Source organism: Sphingobacterium sp. KH_072 (assembly GCF_057837975.1).
The window spans coordinates 3,658,573-3,674,349 of record NZ_CM174457.1 but is presented as its reverse complement, the minus strand read 5'-3'; the positions used below and the strand labels follow the sequence as shown (position 1 = coordinate 3,674,349).

The 15,777-nt window shown below is 42.5% G+C and carries 17 protein-coding genes and 3 tRNA genes; 10 read left to right on the top strand and 10 right to left on the bottom strand.

All coding sequences use genetic code 11. The features are described from left to right. Positions 1-59: 59 nt before the first annotated feature. Both proB and AC3IRT_RS16325 read left to right on the top strand, forming a co-directional pair. Entirely contained in the window at positions 60-1,094 is a 1,035-nt protein-coding gene (gene proB, locus AC3IRT_RS16330; RefSeq protein WP_489394267.1) for a glutamate 5-kinase, read from the top strand. A gap of 169 nt (positions 1,095-1,263) precedes the next feature. Then, the gene (locus AC3IRT_RS16325) at positions 1,264-1,662 is read left to right on the top strand and encodes a hypothetical protein (RefSeq protein ID WP_489394266.1); all 399 of its coding nucleotides are present in this window, start codon (positions 1,264-1,266) and stop codon (positions 1,660-1,662) included. Positions 1,663-1,709: 47 nt separating this feature from the next. On the opposite strand, the gene AC3IRT_RS16320 is transcribed toward AC3IRT_RS16325, so the two are convergent. Next, positions 1,710-2,846, bottom strand: coding sequence for an acyl-CoA dehydrogenase (locus AC3IRT_RS16320; protein WP_489396143.1), 1,137 nt, complete (start codon positions 2,844-2,846; stop codon positions 1,710-1,712). Positions 2,847-2,985: 139 nt separating this feature from the next. On the opposite strand from AC3IRT_RS16320, the gene AC3IRT_RS16315 reads away from it, so the two are divergent. From AC3IRT_RS16315 to AC3IRT_RS16305, 3 genes are all read left to right on the top strand, one after another. Further along, complete coding sequence (locus tag AC3IRT_RS16315; protein WP_489394265.1) at positions 2,986-3,534, top strand: PH domain-containing protein; 549 nt, start codon at positions 2,986-2,988, stop codon at positions 3,532-3,534. Further along, entirely contained in the window at positions 3,527-5,020 is a 1,494-nt protein-coding gene (locus AC3IRT_RS16310) for a PH domain-containing protein (protein WP_489394264.1), read from the top strand. Before AC3IRT_RS16315 ends, AC3IRT_RS16310 begins: the two co-directional genes overlap by 8 nt. A 96-nt stretch (positions 5,021-5,116) precedes the next feature. After that, positions 5,117-5,752: a peroxiredoxin gene (locus AC3IRT_RS16305; RefSeq protein WP_489394263.1), complete on the top strand. Its 636-nt coding sequence runs from the start codon at positions 5,117-5,119 to the stop codon at positions 5,750-5,752. A 110-nt stretch (positions 5,753-5,862) separates the two neighbouring features. Here AC3IRT_RS16305 and AC3IRT_RS16300 read toward each other — a convergent pair whose 3' ends face one another. From AC3IRT_RS16300 to AC3IRT_RS16270, 7 genes are all read right to left on the bottom strand, one after another. Next, the gene (locus AC3IRT_RS16300; RefSeq protein ID WP_489394262.1) at positions 5,863-6,942 is read right to left on the bottom strand and encodes a S1C family serine protease; all 1,080 of its coding nucleotides are present in this window, start codon (positions 6,940-6,942) and stop codon (positions 5,863-5,865) included. A gap of 73 nt (positions 6,943-7,015) precedes the next feature. Beyond that, a complete protein-coding gene (locus tag AC3IRT_RS16295; protein ID WP_489394261.1) occupies positions 7,016-7,609 on the bottom strand; it encodes an RNA polymerase sigma factor in 594 nt (197 codons plus the stop codon). A 307-nt stretch (positions 7,610-7,916) separates the two neighbouring features. Continuing rightward, positions 7,917-7,993, bottom strand: a tRNA-Asp gene (locus tag AC3IRT_RS16290). Between the two features lie 27 nt (positions 7,994-8,020). Continuing rightward, positions 8,021-8,097 (bottom strand) — tRNA-Asp (locus AC3IRT_RS16285). A 64-nt stretch (positions 8,098-8,161) separates the two neighbouring features. Continuing rightward, positions 8,162-8,235, bottom strand: a tRNA-Asp gene (locus AC3IRT_RS16280). A 73-nt stretch (positions 8,236-8,308) separates the two neighbouring features. Then, the gene (prfA, locus tag AC3IRT_RS16275; protein WP_489394260.1) at positions 8,309-9,382 is read right to left on the bottom strand and encodes a peptide chain release factor 1; all 1,074 of its coding nucleotides are present in this window, start codon (positions 9,380-9,382) and stop codon (positions 8,309-8,311) included. A gap of 172 nt (positions 9,383-9,554) precedes the next feature. Further along, entirely contained in the window at positions 9,555-10,307 is a 753-nt protein-coding gene (locus tag AC3IRT_RS16270) for a UDP-2,3-diacylglucosamine diphosphatase (protein ID WP_489394259.1), read from the bottom strand. 71 nt (positions 10,308-10,378) lie between these two features. Between AC3IRT_RS16270 and AC3IRT_RS16265 the strand changes: the two genes are divergently transcribed. Beyond that, the gene (locus AC3IRT_RS16265; protein ID WP_489396142.1) at positions 10,379-12,529 is read left to right on the top strand and encodes a prolyl oligopeptidase family serine peptidase; all 2,151 of its coding nucleotides are present in this window, start codon (positions 10,379-10,381) and stop codon (positions 12,527-12,529) included. Positions 12,530-12,590: 61 nt separating this feature from the next. On the opposite strand, the gene AC3IRT_RS16260 is transcribed toward AC3IRT_RS16265, so the two are convergent. Continuing rightward, positions 12,591-12,917: a winged helix-turn-helix transcriptional regulator gene (locus tag AC3IRT_RS16260; RefSeq protein ID WP_489394258.1), complete on the bottom strand. Its 327-nt coding sequence runs from the start codon at positions 12,915-12,917 to the stop codon at positions 12,591-12,593. A gap of 148 nt (positions 12,918-13,065) precedes the next feature. Here AC3IRT_RS16260 and AC3IRT_RS16255 point away from each other — a divergent pair, with 148 nt between their 5' ends. After that, positions 13,066-13,308 (top strand): hypothetical protein, encoded by a 243-nt coding sequence (locus AC3IRT_RS16255; protein ID WP_489394257.1) that lies wholly within the window; start codon positions 13,066-13,068, stop codon positions 13,306-13,308. 31 nt (positions 13,309-13,339) lie between these two features. Beyond that, positions 13,340-14,023: a CPBP family glutamic-type intramembrane protease gene (locus AC3IRT_RS16250; RefSeq protein WP_489394256.1), complete on the top strand. Its 684-nt coding sequence runs from the start codon at positions 13,340-13,342 to the stop codon at positions 14,021-14,023. Positions 14,024-14,054: 31 nt separating this feature from the next. Here the strand turns inward: AC3IRT_RS16250 and AC3IRT_RS16245 are convergent, their stop codons facing one another. Continuing rightward, positions 14,055-14,960 carry a hypothetical protein gene (locus AC3IRT_RS16245; RefSeq protein ID WP_489394255.1) on the bottom strand — a complete coding sequence of 302 codons (906 nt, stop codon included), beginning with the start codon at positions 14,958-14,960 and terminating at the stop codon, positions 14,055-14,057. Positions 14,961-15,250: 290 nt separating this feature from the next. Here AC3IRT_RS16245 and AC3IRT_RS16240 point away from each other — a divergent pair, with 290 nt between their 5' ends. After that, positions 15,251-15,520: a Rossmann-fold NAD(P)-binding domain-containing protein gene (locus AC3IRT_RS16240; RefSeq protein ID WP_489394254.1), complete on the top strand. Its 270-nt coding sequence runs from the start codon at positions 15,251-15,253 to the stop codon at positions 15,518-15,520. Then, on the top strand, positions 15,513-15,728 hold the full coding sequence (locus tag AC3IRT_RS16235; protein ID WP_489394253.1) for a hypothetical protein: 216 nt from the start codon (positions 15,513-15,515) through the stop codon (positions 15,726-15,728). Before AC3IRT_RS16240 ends, AC3IRT_RS16235 begins: the two co-directional genes overlap by 8 nt. Positions 15,729-15,777: the final 49 nt, after the last annotated feature.

Sequence of the window (15,777 nt, the reverse complement as noted above, 5' to 3'; positions counted from 1 at the left end):
GATTAACATAACTTAACAGACTTGCGTGAACAAGAAATAAATTCTAATTTACTACCGTTATGAAGAAGCCTATACTGGTTGTTAAATTTGGCTCTGCTGCGGTGACCGATCAGCAGGGTGAAGTAGATGAACGCGTCATTCTGGAGATTGCTCGGCAAGTGAGTAAACTGCAAGAGCAGTATAATATCGTGTTAGTGTCGTCGGGAGCGGTAGCTGCTGGCAAACGATTTTTACCGCATTATCGCGGTACGCTTTCCGAACGCAAGGCGGCGGCGGCCATTGGCAATCCACGTTTGTTGCAGACCTATGCCACGTATTTCAAACCTTTTAAGATTGCGCTGGCGCAAAGTCTTTGTGAGCGACAGCATTTTGCCAATCGGGATCAGTTTCTACAGTTGAAAAGCACGTATGAAACCCTTTGGCGCAATCATATCATTCCGATAGCCAATGAAAATGATGTGGTGAGCAGTCAAGAACTGAAATTTTCGGACAATGATGAGCTGGCGACCTTAATCGCCGTAGGCTTTGGTGCGGAGAAATTACTCTTTAGTACATCGGTACCCGGTGTGCTAGATGCGGCTGGTGAGGTTGTGTCAGAGATTACACAAATTGATAGCGGGGTGCTCGGATTGGCGCGCAAAGATAAGTCGTCGGTAGGATTGGGCGGAATGACTTCCAAATTGAATTTTGCCCGATTGGCCAGTCAAATGGGCATAGAATCGGTCATCTTTAGCATGAAAACAGAAGACGGATTGCTAAAAGCAATGCAAGGCGAAACCGGTACGGTATGCCTTGCGCAGGGCAAACGCATCTCTTCTCGGCATAAATGGATGGCTTCTGGTAGCTTGATTTCAGGAAAGCTGGAAGTGGATGCCGGCGCTATTGAAGCGCTGAAAGCCAGAAAAAGTTTGTTGGCAGTCGGCGTTCAGGAAATTCTAGGCGATTTTGTGGCTGGAGAGATTTTTCAATTGGTCGATGAACAGCAGGTAGTGTATGCGGTGGCCAAAGCGCGTATTGATTCTGCGGAGCTTCGGGCGCATGCGGGGCAGAAAAATTTGGAAGTCGCGCACGCGGATGATATTGTATTGCTGTAGATTGCAACGGTTTTTTACGGTATGCAGTCATTGATTTGGTAGGAAGAATAATACTATATTTACCACTATTACTACCAAGATAAAGCCTGTTACGAGGTAAGTAGAAAGTTGGTAAAATATAGGTGTAAGAAGACCTTTCTGGTCGCGATAGAAAAACAGAAAATAGAAAATGGGAATACGAGTAGAGAAAGATACGATCCTGAACTGGATCAATGAAATGGGAAAGTTTCTACGTTTGGTCGTAGAAAAATGGGAGAGTGGCTTGTCCACCTCTGGTGAAGATGAAGAGGTGGCCGCAGGGTATAAAACTTATTTTGGTAAAGACCGTGATTACTTTCAATCACTGGATCTGGCCTCGTTGAAAGCCTATGCAGATGAGACTTTGCAAGTCGAACAAGTGCGGCCATTGGCTTTGCTGCATATGTACGATGGATTTCTAAGCGGAGACAGATCTCTGTTGGAAAAGGCAAAAGGCTTGCTAGAGCATCATGCTGCCAGCACGGGTAGCTTCTCGTTCGAAGATTTTAATCATTTGGCCAAGATTGATGCTGCGCTTAAACAGGGCTAATCATTATGAGGTGATTTAGGCGAATTCTGTTCGCCTAAATCACGCTATTACTTCAAAATTTCTCGTGCGATTACCAATCGTTGAATCTCGGAAGTACCTTCGTAGATTTGCGTGATCTTCGCGTCGCGCATCAATCGTTCTACGTGGTATTCCTTCACATAGCCATATCCGCCGTGGATTTGTATTGCTTCAACCGTATGCTTCATCGCTACTTCTGAAGTGTGTAATTTCGCCATAGCAGCTTCTTTACCGTATGGAAGTCCTTGATCTTTTGTCCAGGCTGCTTTGTAGGTAAGCAAGCGCGCCGCTTCAATCTCTACTTCCATGTCTGCCAGCTTGAACTGTATCGCTTGGTGATTGCTGATAGGCTTGCCAAAGGTCTTGCGTTCTTGAGAATAGGCGAGAGCTAAATCGTAAGCACCAGCCGCAATACCCAGCGCTTGGGAAGCAATACCAATCCGTCCGCCATCTAAGGTTTTCATGGCAAACTTAAATCCAAAGCCATCTTCGCCAATACGATTCTCTTTCGGTACTTTTGCGTCGGAGAACATCAAAGAATGCGTGTCCGAACTGCGAATACCTAATTTATTTTCTTTTGGACCAATGGTAAATCCCGGCATACCTTTCTCAACAATCAGGACATTGATGCCACGATGACCCGCGCTAGCATCGGTTTGAGCAATGACGAGGTAAATGTCAGCATTGCCGCCATTGGTTATCCAGTTTTTGGTGCCATTCACGAGGTAATAGTCACCTTTATCTTCTGCCATCGTGTGCTGCGACGAAGCATCAGAGCCAGCTTCAGGTTCTGATAAGGCAAAGGCGCCGAGTTTTTCTCCAGCAGCTAACGGGCGAAGGTATTTTTCTTTTTGTTCTTCGCTGCCATATTCATTTAGACCCCAAAGTACGAGCGAATTATGGGCAGATAAAATGACGGCAGTCGAGGCATCGATTTTAGCAATCTCTTCTAATACCAACACGTATGCCAAGGTGTCCAATCCTGCACCGCCATAAGCTTCTGGAACCATCAATCCCAAAAAACCTAAGTCTGCCATTTTCTTGACAAATTCATGTGGAAAGAGTGCTTTTTCGTCGCGTTCGATCACGCCTGCTTTCAATTCCTGAGCAAATTCGCGTGCTGCTTGCTGAATCATGGTATGCTCTTCGGATAATCTAAAGTTCATCATATCTACTGCATTGGTTACCCAAATATAAATTAATTTATTATGCTGGCATAATAAATTAATTGCTTTTTATTTCTAAATGTCGCGGATTTACCTATTTTAGATCTCAATACTCCCTTAAGACCGCTCAGATACCTATATGGCTAGCTTTGAAAATAATCCTGTAAATTTAGATACCATTCCACAGTGGGAGTCGGTGTCCTTTAACCCCATTTCTCCAAAATATCGCTTCTTTATTATTGCCAATACGGTGCTAATTTGGCTGCTTGCTATGGCTATTCTAGCTGCCGTGGTGATATCTGCGGACGAAGGCACTGGTATGGAAACGCCAGTTTGGATATCTGCTGCAGCATTTTTAACCGTTCTTTCTGGTGTATATCTAGTTTTCAATTTGGTTTCTTTCCGACGCCGTGGTTATGCCGTTCGGCAACATGATGTGCTCTATCGAGCAGGCATCTTTTCGCAGTACACCTTAGTCATTCCCATCAAACACATACAACACATCAAAGTAAAAACCTCGGTGTTTGGCAGATTGCTTGGGTTAGTCACGGTAGAGCTTTTTACCGCTGGCGCGGGCAAAGATATGCATATTGCTGGGCTCGACAATCCGCATGCCTTAGCTTTGCAACAACATTTGGCGGAGCGCGTATCGACTATTGACAAATCATCGGCGTTCGACCATGAGTAAGGCTATCGATTTTTCGCAACATCATCGGCTAGATGCGGGCGGATTTGTGGTCGAGGGATTGCTGTCCTTCGGAAGAATTCTCCGCTCTTTGGCACTTCCATTAGTATTCATTGCCATAAAAAATGGACATCTTTTTCTGACTTGGCAATTCTGGGCGATCTTGGGTGGATTGGTCGCCTTGCATTTTATCTACTCCTATTTCCGACATCGCAATTTTATCTTTTACGTGGATGAAGAGGCGCAGACTTTTGTATTGAATAGTGGATTGTTTAGCAAGAGCAAGATTGTCTTGAAATTTGAAAATATACTGCAGGTCAATGTACGGCAAAATGTGATACAGCAAGCTTTGGATTTATATAGTTTGGAAATAGATTCTGCCGGAAGCAAAGGGAAGGAAGTAGATCTTTATGCGTTGAGCGAGCCGACGGCTTTGGCTTTGCGGGATTATCTGGTGGCCAAAAATCTATCAGAGATAGACGTTGGCGAGGGATTGGCAGATCACGAGCTGGCGGCGAATGAGCTGCTGTTTCAGATTTCAAATAGCTCAATCCTATTGGTGAGTTTATTTACCAACTACAAGCAAGGGCTGCTTTTATTCTTTACTTTTCTGATTGGTTTAGTAGATGTGTTTCGTGACTTCATTCCAAGTATAGATTATGAAGGATATTATCAGGATTATCAAGCGCAATGGATGAATTTTGTCGGCCGAATAGTGCTCCTTTTTGTCATAATACTCCTTATTCCCATAGGAATCAATCTGGTCAAATACTTTTTTGGTTATTTCAGCTTTTCGCTCCGGAAGAATAAAAAAGGCGATTTTATGATGCATTATGGATTATTTCAGCTGCAACAGGTAATTTTCAATCGGAAGAAAATCCAGATGATGATCTTTGTACAAAACCGTATTCTAAAGTTAATGGATCTGGGTATTTTGTCGCTGCTGCAGGTGAATACAGATCCAGAGCAAAAGGATCAAGGCATCATCCATATTCCAGGAATAAATACCTTATCCAGAGAAGCGGTGTGGCAGTTGGTTTTTGGTCGGTCGTTGACAGAGGTCGCTACAGAAACGAAGAAACCAAAAATTGGCTTATGCATCAGTCGCATGGTGAAGCTTACGATAATTACGTTGGCGGTAGCTTTGGTATGGTATTATAGAGATGGTGACATCTTGGTTTTGTGGACCATCTGCTTCCTGTTTGTTCTGCTAAGTTTATACAATATCCTATATTATCGCTCGTACAAATTGCGGATCTATGGAGATTGTTTGGTCAAAGAAGATGGTGTGTGGGATCTGAAACAGCTGGTTATTCCGACGGATCGCATTATCTCGGTAAGCGTATCTCAAACGCTTTGGCAGCGTATTCCAAAAACGGGCAATTTGCATATTAGCACAGCTTCGGGTGAGGTGGTATTTCGCCATTTCTATCGACAGGATTTGATCGATCTGTCTAACCAGCTATTGTATACTGTTGAAAGATCGTAATATTTAGTAAAACAGGAAGCCCACTACTTTGTTATGACTATAAAATCTATTACATTAGTAGATATTAATAGGTACATAAAGAAAGGAGCTTAATATATGAGTTTAAGATTGGGCGATGAGGCCCCAAATTTCCAAGCACAAACCACAATTGGTGAAATTGATTTCTACGATTATACCAAAGATAGCTGGGTTGTTTTATATTCTCACCCTTCCGATTACACGCCCGTGTGTACGACAGAATTGGGGCGTACGGCACAGCTAAAGCAGGAGTTTGAGGCGCGTAACGTGAAAGTATTGGCTTTGAGTGTTGATTCGGTAGAAGATCACCACGAGTGGATCAAGGATATCAACGAAACACAAAATACGACGGTGGATTTCCCAATTATTGCGGATAAAGATCGCAAGATTGCTGAATTGTACGATATGATTCATCCAAATGCTTCGGCCACTGCTACAGTACGTTCGGTATTTGTGATTGGGCCAGATCGTAAGGTAAAATTGACGTTGACGTATCCTGCTTCGACGGGAAGAAATTTTCAGGAAATTTTGCGTGTGATTGATTCCTTGCAACTTACGGCAGAATATTCTGTCGCTACGCCAGCAGATTGGAAACATGGTGAAGATGTGATCGTCGTGCCAGCAATTAAAACGGAAGATATTCCAGCCAAATTTCCGAAAGGGCACACTGAAATCAAGCCTTACTTACGCACTACACCGCAGCCTAATATTTAGGCGTGTTGAACCAGAAGGTTTGCATTGGCCAGCTGGAATGATAATAAGAAAGGCTAGGAATCATGCGTGATTCCTAGCCTTTCTTGATTTATGTAAAAACCTACGCGAATTTAATATACTTTGACGATATAGATAAAGTCTTGTAGCTTTTTGATTTGTTCAGTACGGCTCAGGCTGCTCATGGAGTTTCTTTCGCTTAGATCTAAATTGCCTTTTAATACATCTTCCGGTATGTCTTTAAGCGCATTCATTAGCGCTTCCGTTTTTATCGCAAATCCGGCGCCGTCAATTCCTTTTTGTTTACCTGAGATAATCCCAATAATATTTCCGTAATGGTCAAACACAGGACCACCACTATTTCCTGGATTTAAAGGGATAGAGATTTGGTAAGCTAATGTATCGCCTGCATAACCAGTGGCCGAACTTAGATATCCTTCACCATACACCGCTTCATCGCGGGGATAGCCAATGGTAAAAATGTCGTCCCCTAAATCTAAACTCTGACGGCGGAATGAATAGGGAATATTTTTGCTTGGCGTAAATTCGCTATCGCTGATGTGTAGAATTGCTAAATCCTTGGTCGCATCCTTGTAGATGATGTCGGCTTTATATGATTCGCCTGAGCGGTTTTGCAAATGCACGGAATCCGCACCATTCACCACGTGAAAATTGGTAACAACATAGCCATTCTTGTTTAATAAAAACCCCGTCGCACCATAATGCATATCCGGTTGTTCACTTTGGTTATTATTAATGTTTTTAATGGCGGTATGTTGTGCATTGACATTGCGCTTCACATTATTTACCTCGCGGCGCAAAGCACTATAATCAGATGTCGTCTTTTTGATGGTAGAAAAGTATCCGGTACTATATAGCGTGGCTAAAGAAGACAAGATCGCCACAGCGGCTGCAGCTACGGCATTGATACGTAACACATTCCACAAACGAGTGATCCGCGCTGTGCTGCGATAGTCTTGCTCGAATACATCTTCTAATGACTGCTTAAATTCTGCACGGCGATGATGTTGCTCAATGTCGCTGATCAGTGCTTGGTGTTGTACGAATTTTTCCTCAAAGAGGGGATTCTCGCGGCGGAAGTGATCGAACTCCATGCGTTCTTCCACCGTAAGCTCATTGGCCAAGTATCTATCGGCTTGTTCCAAAAATTCTTGTAAGGTCCATTTTCCCATCTTCCAGTTGTTTTTGAAGGTCTATAACACAGCATTCAGTCAGAATCGTTCGAATGCGTGGCTTTACTAGGAGCTAGGCATCGTGCGGGTTTCCGCTGAAAAATAATTTTTTCAATCGCTGCAGGCACTTATATTTTTGCGTTTTGGTATTGTCCGTATTGGTATACCCAAATTTTTCGCAAATGTCCTGCATCGATTTGTTTCGGAAATAAAAATCCGTTAATATGCTTTGACAAGGTTCGCCTAGTACTTGCAGTGCACTTTCCATTTTCTCAAACTGCCGTTCTTGATCTTCATGCATCTCCAGATCTTCATTGAGATCTAGACTTTCTTCAAAACCATCTTGCTCGATCGAATAATGATTATTCGATTTTTTGCTAAGCTGCTTCAGCCACAATCTGCGACTAACCGCGTAAAGAAACGTTTTTAGCTTGCTTTCGAGTACGAACCCTTGTCCAGTAACCTTATCATACAATACCATAACCGCTTCCTGAAAGACATCTTTTGCTTGGTCCTTCGATCCGTTGTTATTCAAGATCATCCGCTCTACATACGGGTAATGCAACTTGTAAAGTTGTAGTATAACCCGATTGTCCCGATTGGCAATGCCTTTCAGCAGAGAAAGATCGTCGATCTCTTTTGGCAATATGTTTCTAATATTACTCACCTATTAATACGTAATTAGCTACAATAGTAACCCGTTGATGTGAACTTAATTTATAAAAATAATGTCAAACGTACTGGAATTTTTGTGAAATGCATCTGCTTCTGTGCGTATTTTCTTTATGTGATTGACAATGAGCCCATTTTTTGGTGTATGAAACTACCTTGCATGGTGAAGACATGCGCATCCATTTGTAACTTAAAACGGAATTTTCTACCATTTGTTTCGCGATCGAAATGAACCGATATGCACAATGAAATTAGCGTAAACAAAAAAAGGTCTTCATCTTGAGAGACGAAGACCTTTTTTTTGGCGGTCTGGACGGGACTCGAACCCGCGACCCCATGCGTGACAGGCATGTATTCTAACCAGCTGAACTACCAGACCTAATAAAATAAAAGTACTTGAGAATAATGGCGGTCTGGACGGGACTCGAACCCGCGACCCCATGCGTGACAGGCATGTATTCTAACCAGCTGAACTACCAGACCAGTATTCTCAAGACTTTTTAATTGTTGTTGTAAAAGAACGTATCGGAATTATCTTCCTTTTTTGCGGTCTGGACGGGACTCGAACCCGCGACCCCATGCGTGACAGGCATGTATTCTAACCAGCTGAACTACCAGACCATTTCCCCTCTTTTTAGAAGGTGTGCAAATATAGTGTTTATTTCTATATCCGCTAGTACTTTTTTCAAAAAAGCTAGTCTACGGTGCCTTCCTTCATCTTTTCTGCATTTTCCGCAAACTGCAATGCATCGATAATATCTTGGATGGCGCCATCCATTACGGCAGGCAAGTTATACATAGTCAAGCCGATGCGATGTTCGGTGACACGTCCTTGCGGATAATTATATGTGCGGATTTTGGCCGAACGGTCTCCAGTAGATACCATCGTTTTCCGCTTGGCGGCTACATCACCATGTTTCTTTTGTACTTCCAATTCATATAGTTTGTTGCGTAGCATTTCCATGGCCAGCTCACGGTTGGCTAGCTGCGAACGCTCTACTTGACAAACCACGACTATCCCAGATGGTTTGTGCGTCAGCTGTACTTTCGTTTCTACCTTATTTACATTCTGCCCACCAGCACCACCTGAACGGGAAGTTTGCAGTTCTACATCAGCAGGGTTGATCTCTACGTCCACTTCTTCTGCTTCTGGAAGTACCGCAATGGAAGCTGCAGACGTGTGCACACGTCCTTGGGTTTCGGTATCTGGCACACGCTGTACACGATGTACGCCCGATTCATATTTCAGTTGTCCGTACGCATCTTCTCCGATTACTTTCAGCACGACCTCTTTATAACCGCCAGAAGTACCTTCGGTCACGTCCATGACCTCGTTTTTCCATCCTTTGGTTTCAAAATAACGCGTATACATGCGGTACAAATCGCCTGCGAATAATGCGGCCTCATCGCCACCACTACCACCACGAATCTCTAAGATCGCGTTTTTAGCATCTTCCGGATCTTTCGGGATCAGCATCAAGCGAATCTCTTCTTCTTTTTCTTCTCTTTGAGTCCACAAGGTGTCCATTTCTTCTTTGGCCATCTCTCGCAGTTCCTGATCTTTTTCATTCGCTAGAATATCCTTGTTGGTGTCGATATTGCTAACGATATTCTTGTAAATATGGTATTGCTCTACGATTTTGGAAAGATCTTTATACTCTTTATTCAATTTAGCGAAACGTTTCATGTCGCTAGTAATATCCGGGCTGCTAAGTTCGACCTCAACACTTTCCCAGCGCTCTTTTATTGCTTGTAATTTCTCTAACATAATATATGTCCTAAAATATAGGGTTCACCAACGTGATAGCGCACCGATAGTAAACTATGGCTCGCTCGTGCGAACGTATTGTAAAAGTGCACAAAAGTACTTAAAAAACTTTGCTTTAACGTGCGGTCGTAGATATTAAAGACCGGATAATCGAGCCCATTATCTGCTAAGGTTAATGCTTTTTCCAGCTGTGTAAGTTCAGTTCCTGACCATCCCAAGTCGCGTAGGTTTCGTAATTTACCCATTCTCCTAAGTTGATGATCTTACTCTGATCTCCGACAGGTAAATTGTAAGGAAGATGCCGATGCCCGAAGATGTAATAGTCGTGATGATCTTTTGTTTCTACAACGGAAGCATATTGATACAACCATTCTTTATCCTCACCCAAGAATCCGTCATTTTCGCCGCTGGCTAGGCGACTTTGTTTGGACCACAATGTCGCTATCCCGATCCCCAAATTAGGATGCAATCGTGCAAATAACCACTGACAAAGTGGACTACGAAATATTTTTTTGAGGAATTTATACTTCCGGTCACCCGGACCCAATCCGTCGCCATGATGCAGGTAGAAACGCTTTCCATCCAGTTGGATCACTTGTTCATTGTCGATAATGGTTGCGTTTAATTCTTCTTTAAGATAACCAAACATCCACATATCGTGGTTGCCTTTAAAGAAGGTGATCGGGATACCCAAGTCGGCCAATTCTGCCAACTTACCTAGAAAGCGGATATATCCTTTAGGCGCTACGGTCTGGTATTCGAACCAGAAATCGAAAATGTCGCCCATCAGATAAAGCGCTTTTGCATCTTGTTTGATGTGGTCAAGCCAAGAAACAATACGTTTTTCTCGAAGCTTGGATGCCGAGAGTGGATAGGCTCCTAAATGGAAGTCTGAAGCAAAATACACCGTGGTTTTCGTGGACATATCGACGAAATTACCTAATTTTTATATTATGTTAGTATATTTAATTTTTTCGTACAAACAGCTAAAACATGATGGTAAATAAAAGATTTGGTTATGTGGTGGTTTCCTTGGCATTCGTAGCTTGTAATGAATCCAAAGAAATTGCACCAGCAGAAAGCATCGCTTTGAAGCCCTATCCTCAAACGGAGAAAGCAGGTCAGCAAGATGTATACTTTGGTACTACGGTAGAAGATCCGTATCGTTGGTTGGAAGATGATTTGTCTGACAAGACAAAAGCTTGGGTGGTGGCCGAAAATGAAGTGACGAATGATTACTTGAGTCAGATTCCATTTCGCGAAGCGATGCGGGAGCGTTTGCAGAAATTATGGGATTTTGAGAAAGTGACAGCACCTTTTGAAGAAGGTGACTTCACGTATTTCTATAAAAACGACGGATTGCAAAACCAATACGTTTTGTACCGCAAGAAGGGCGAAAAGGAGAAGGAGGAAGTTTTCTTGGATCCGAACAAATTCTCGCAAGACGGTACCACATCATTGGCAGGCGTGAGCTTTAGCAAAGACGGTTCGTTGGTCGCTTATCAAATCTCCGAAGGCGGATCGGATTGGCGTAAAGTGATTGTATTGAATGCGGCTGATAAATCGGTGGTAGGAGATACCTTGATCAATGTGAAATTCTCTGGCTTATCTTGGCAAGGGAATGAAGGATTCTACTATAGCAGCTACGACAAGCCAAAAGACGGTTCGGCGCTTTCTGCTATGACGGATCAGCATAAATTATTCTTTCATAAATTGAATACGCCGCAGGCAGAGGATGAACTGATCTTGGGTGGATCTACGTTTCCGCGTCGTTATATCGGGGCGGGCGTTACCGAAGATAGCCGTTTCTTGATTGCTAGTGCTTCCAACACGACTTCTGGTAATGCTTTGTACATTAAGGATCTGACAGATCCAGCGGCGAAGTTTGTGCCGATCGTAGATAATATGGAAAAGAATCATTCGGTGATCGACAACGATGGCACTAAGCTCTTTATTTATACGGAGCTGAATGCACCAAATGGTCGCGTGGTATCTGTTGATTTTTCTAATCCGGGAACTGCGGCTTGGGTAGATGTGATTCCTGAAACGGAGCAGGTGCTACAGCCATCGACTGGTGGTGGAAAGATCTTTGCCAACTATCTGAAAGATGCAACCTCACTAGTCAAGCAATTTGATCGTAGCGGTAAGCTCGAGCGGGAAATCAATCTGCCGGGCGTAGGTACTGCTGGAGGCTTCAGTGCGAAGTTAGATGATAAAACCCTGTATTATTCGTTCACGTCTTACGTAGATCCAGGGACAATCTTTAAATACGATATCACAGAAGGAAAATCCGAAGAATACAAACGCTCAGGTGTGTTATTCGATGCGGATAAATATGAATCAAAACAAGTCTTCTACACGTCTAAAGATGGTACGAAAGTACCGATGATCATCACGCACAAAAAAGGATTGAAGTTAGACGGCACCAACCCGACATTATTGTATGGTTATGGTGGTTTTAATATCAGCTTGACACCTTCATTCAGCACGAGCAATATCTTGTTGTTGGAGCAAGGCGGTGTATTTGCCGTTGCTAACCTGCGTGGTGGTGGTGAATATGGCGAGAAATGGCATTTGGCCGGTACAAAACTGCAAAAGCAAAATGTATTTGATGATTTCATTGCGGCAGCAGAATACTTGGTTAACGAGAAATTCACTTCATCAGAACGTTTAGCGATTGCAGGCGGTTCTAACGGTGGTTTGCTAGTTGGTGCGGCGATGACGCAACGTCCAGAATTGTTTAAGGTTGCTTTCCCAGCAGTTGGTGTATTAGATATGTTGCGTTACAACAAATTTACGGCTGGTGCAGGTTGGGCCTTTGATTATGGCACAGCAGAAGATAGCGAAGAGATGTTTTCTTACTTATACAAATATTCACCTTACCATGCCTTGAAGGCGAATACCGCGTATCCGGCTACGATGGTGATGACGGCAGATCATGATGATCGCGTGGTGCCTGCGCACTCATTTAAGTTTGCAGCGCGCTTGCAGGAATACCATACGGGCGATAATCCTGTTTTGATTCGTATCGAAACTAAAGCCGGGCATGGCGCTGGAAAATCGACCGAAATGGTGATCGCTGAACAGGTAGACAAATGGGCATTTATGTTCCAAAATATGAATCTGTCTTTCAAAGAGGTTAAGTAAGGTCTTAGCGGAGGTATTCTAAATATGAAAAGGTTTGAATGAGCTATCATTCAAACCTTTTTTATTGTTCCGTTTCTAGTACCAAACTTTCTATTTGAGCCAGTGCTGGCGCAAGTGACTTTCCTTTGTTCGTTAGCTGATATTCCACGTGCAATGGTTTTTCTTGTAAGATAATACGATCCAACAATCCATCGGCTTGCAAATCCCGAAGTGCAGCAGTGATAGATTGCTTGCTGGCCTGCGGAAGTTGATGTAGCAAGCTGCTAAAGCGTAAGTTTGAAGTTAAGGACAATCGAAATAGCTCCGGTTTCCATTTTCCAGAGAGCGATTTTAACAGCTGACTGGCTGGGCAGGGTTGGGGGTTGACGTCTTCCGTAGGTGTAGTCATAAATTTCTGACTTATTGCAGCGCTGAATAATAAAATAGATCTTTGTACAAAGATATCTATTTGCAGGCATCGATACGAAGTGATCGGTAGATTTCTATCCGTATCTTTGCTATTTGATACCTACCAATCACAAATTAACCAGATAATAATGAGTAAAAAGTTGCAAGATTATAGTGTGGATGAGTTGATCGAGAAGAAGAAAAAAGCTACTGGTATTTTTTTAGGCTTTGCTTTTGTCATGCTCATAGCAAGTATTGCATTAATTTATTTTGCCATCACGCAAGAGAACTACGCTTTTTTGGCGGTTGCATTTGGTGGCGTAACTCAAATAGGTCTTTTATTGATTTACATCGGTAATCTCAACAAGGAAATTAAATCGAGAGCATTATAAAATCAACCAACGACAATATCTACATCATCTTGTGAAGAACAAAGTTAACTATCTGGCTATTGGGGTCTTTTTTCTAATAGCAGTCGCCTTACGCTACGTGACTAATAAGACCGCAATCTTAGAAGGCGTGCACAATGATTTTCTAAAAGCTGTGCTGCAAGGAGCTGGACCTGCGGTCGGAGCTTTTTCCGTATTTGCGTTATTTGGCATCAAGATGCAACTAACTTTAAAAGGGAATTATCGTAAGCTTATCTTTCCTTTTTTATTATTCTGGGTACTTCCCATTGCTTTAATTTTAGCGGCTGAATATTTTATCAAAGGCACGCTTTCATGGTACAGCGTTTTCACCATTCTGGTATACGGCTTGTTGGAAGAAATTGGTTGGCGTGGATTCTTGCAACGTGAGCTAAAGCCACTCCCGGAGTTTGTAAACATCCTAATTCTGGCCACCTTGTGGTTCTTGTGGCATCTCAACGTTGAGTTTACGAGTTCGAATTTATTGTTTTTTGGAATATTGGTGCTAGGTAGCTGGGGGATAGGAAAAGTTGCCGATGAGACCAACTCTCTGCTTGCCGTAGCTGCATTTCATTCTCTCAATAATTTTTTTGGAGCATTAACTACAGCGAATTTGATCATTATTGCGGTCTTGCTGATCGTATGGATAACATCGTTGGTACTGAAGAAACGAAAGACCGGACTGTGGCTCGTGGCGTAGCAATTTAAAGGCTTCTTCTACAGGTTATGCATTATCTTTTAGATCCTATTCGGATAGTGGCTTCGATTTTTACTTGTAATCCCCCTCGTATATGTTGGTTTAGCCGGGTTCGGTCGTCGTTGATGTTTAGTGCCGAAATAGCCGTCATTTTGTTATCGTTTACTGAGTAGAGACCAAAGTCAGTCGCTGAATAACCGGCTTTCAATCTTAATAGTAGTTTAGAATCTAAAGCTGCATATTGAAAATAGGGTGTAAAACTTATTTCGTTGTTTTCTACATATCGCTGGTCTACATTATCCCGCCCCATAAAGAAACTTCTGCGAATCGCCACGAAATCTAAACCTACACTGGTGGTTTTTCTAGCATTTAATGCATAATTGGCATCTGCCCATAGCGGTAGAGAGGCGTCAATAGTTAGCTTTTCATTCGGAGTGCGGTAGAAAATACCTAAAATAGGTGTTCCAAAAAATCCATAGGCTTCCTGCGAACCATATAAGCCGACTTTCCAAGTCAGATTTTCATTCGTAACTCGTTTCAGCATGGCCAGTCCGCCAATCATAAAAGAGGATCCAAAATTACTGTCGTAATCGGAAGCAAACTTTGGTAAAGCAGCAATGTAACCGTTCCACTCTTGGTTGAATACTCTGGAAACCCCCAGTCGCAGCATCGCGTTGTAAAAAGTATTGTCTTTGGCATTGTTGTTCAATTCTAAACTACGTAGGTTGAAATCTCCTCCTAGCAATAAGTGAGTGGCGGGCGCAATCTGCAATGGCGAAAGAAACATGGCATCGAACGCATTCATTCGCGAACTAGCATCCTGTCCTTGATAGTTGATCTGATTAGTGGAATAAGACACTTTTGCTACATCCACATAGTCTTGAGCAAAGATATGCTGTACGGCAAAAAACAGAACGAATAATAGATTGAATCTCTTCATAAAAAAGGTTTTTAGACAGGCGCTATTCACGATAGCACACGATATAATTGGTTATTATTTCCCTTTGATCTGCAATGATAAAATTATTGCTGGGATGATTTTGCTATTATATATGGCGAATTATTATCTTTCTAAGATATAAAAAATATGTTTGTAAAGAAAATATTTCTCTTATTATTGCGTGAAAAATAGTATAACGGAAATTGCATTAAATGAAAATATTAGTCATTGGAGCTAGCGGACTGATTCGTCGCGCAGTTATTGAAAATATGAAAGAAGGCAACTAAATTTTGACAGCAAGTAGAAGTTCTGGAGATTTTAAAGTTGATATTTCTGACCCTAAAAGTGTTAAAGCCCTGTTTGAAAAAACTGGCGAATTGGCTGCGATTATAATTGCTTCTGGGAAACAAAGCTACGGTCTTATCACAAGTCTCACGGCAGAACTATTTGCTATAGGAATTAATAACAAAGTTTTAGGACAGATAAATGTGGTATTGGCTGCTCAATCAGTTCTTAAAGACGGTGGATCTTTTACCATTACCAAGCGGAATTATGACTGACCCTCCGTTTTCTGGAGGTATCTGTACCTTCGTTGACAATGCAGCACTAGAAAAATTTGCGCACGTAGCTGCAATGGAATTGCCGCGGGGACAGCGGCGTATCAATGTAGTAAGTCCGGAGGTTGTTGTACAATCATTGGGCGAGACTTCTCAAGAAGGTCCGATTCCAGAAGAACTTAACCAAGTTACATCAAAAAAGGTAGCGTAATCTTATCGTAAAAGTATTGAAGAAGGCAAAACTCGTATCGTTTATAAAG

Bases quoted from the DNA above. Each gene is read 5' to 3' on its own strand.
- proB (WP_489394267.1), top strand. From the start codon at position 60: ATGAAGAAGCCTATACTGGTTGTTAAATTTGGCTCTGCTGCGGTGACC.
- AC3IRT_RS16325 (WP_489394266.1), top strand. From the start codon at position 1,264: ATGGGAATACGAGTAGAGAAAGATACGATCCTGAACTGGATCAATGAA.
- AC3IRT_RS16320 (WP_489396143.1), bottom strand. From the start codon at position 2,846: ATGAACTTTAGATTATCCGAAGAGCATACCATGATTCAGCAAGCAGCA.
- AC3IRT_RS16315 (WP_489394265.1), top strand. From the start codon at position 2,986: ATGGCTAGCTTTGAAAATAATCCTGTAAATTTAGATACCATTCCACAG.
- AC3IRT_RS16310 (WP_489394264.1), top strand. From the start codon at position 3,527: ATGAGTAAGGCTATCGATTTTTCGCAACATCATCGGCTAGATGCGGGC.
- AC3IRT_RS16305 (WP_489394263.1), top strand. From the start codon at position 5,117: ATGAGTTTAAGATTGGGCGATGAGGCCCCAAATTTCCAAGCACAAACC.
- AC3IRT_RS16300 (WP_489394262.1), bottom strand. From the start codon at position 6,942: ATGGGAAAATGGACCTTACAAGAATTTTTGGAACAAGCCGATAGATAC.
- prfA (WP_489394260.1), bottom strand. From the start codon at position 9,382: ATGTTAGAGAAATTACAAGCAATAAAAGAGCGCTGGGAAAGTGTTGAG.
- AC3IRT_RS16270 (WP_489394259.1), bottom strand. From the start codon at position 10,307: ATGTCCACGAAAACCACGGTGTATTTTGCTTCAGACTTCCATTTAGGA.
- AC3IRT_RS16265 (WP_489396142.1), top strand. From the start codon at position 10,379: ATGGTAAATAAAAGATTTGGTTATGTGGTGGTTTCCTTGGCATTCGTA.
- AC3IRT_RS16260 (WP_489394258.1), bottom strand. From the start codon at position 12,917: ATGACTACACCTACGGAAGACGTCAACCCCCAACCCTGCCCAGCCAGT.
- AC3IRT_RS16255 (WP_489394257.1), top strand. From the start codon at position 13,066: ATGAGTAAAAAGTTGCAAGATTATAGTGTGGATGAGTTGATCGAGAAG.
- AC3IRT_RS16245 (WP_489394255.1), bottom strand. From the start codon at position 14,960: ATGAAGAGATTCAATCTATTATTCGTTCTGTTTTTTGCCGTACAGCAT.
- AC3IRT_RS16235 (WP_489394253.1), top strand. From the start codon at position 15,513: ATGACTGACCCTCCGTTTTCTGGAGGTATCTGTACCTTCGTTGACAAT.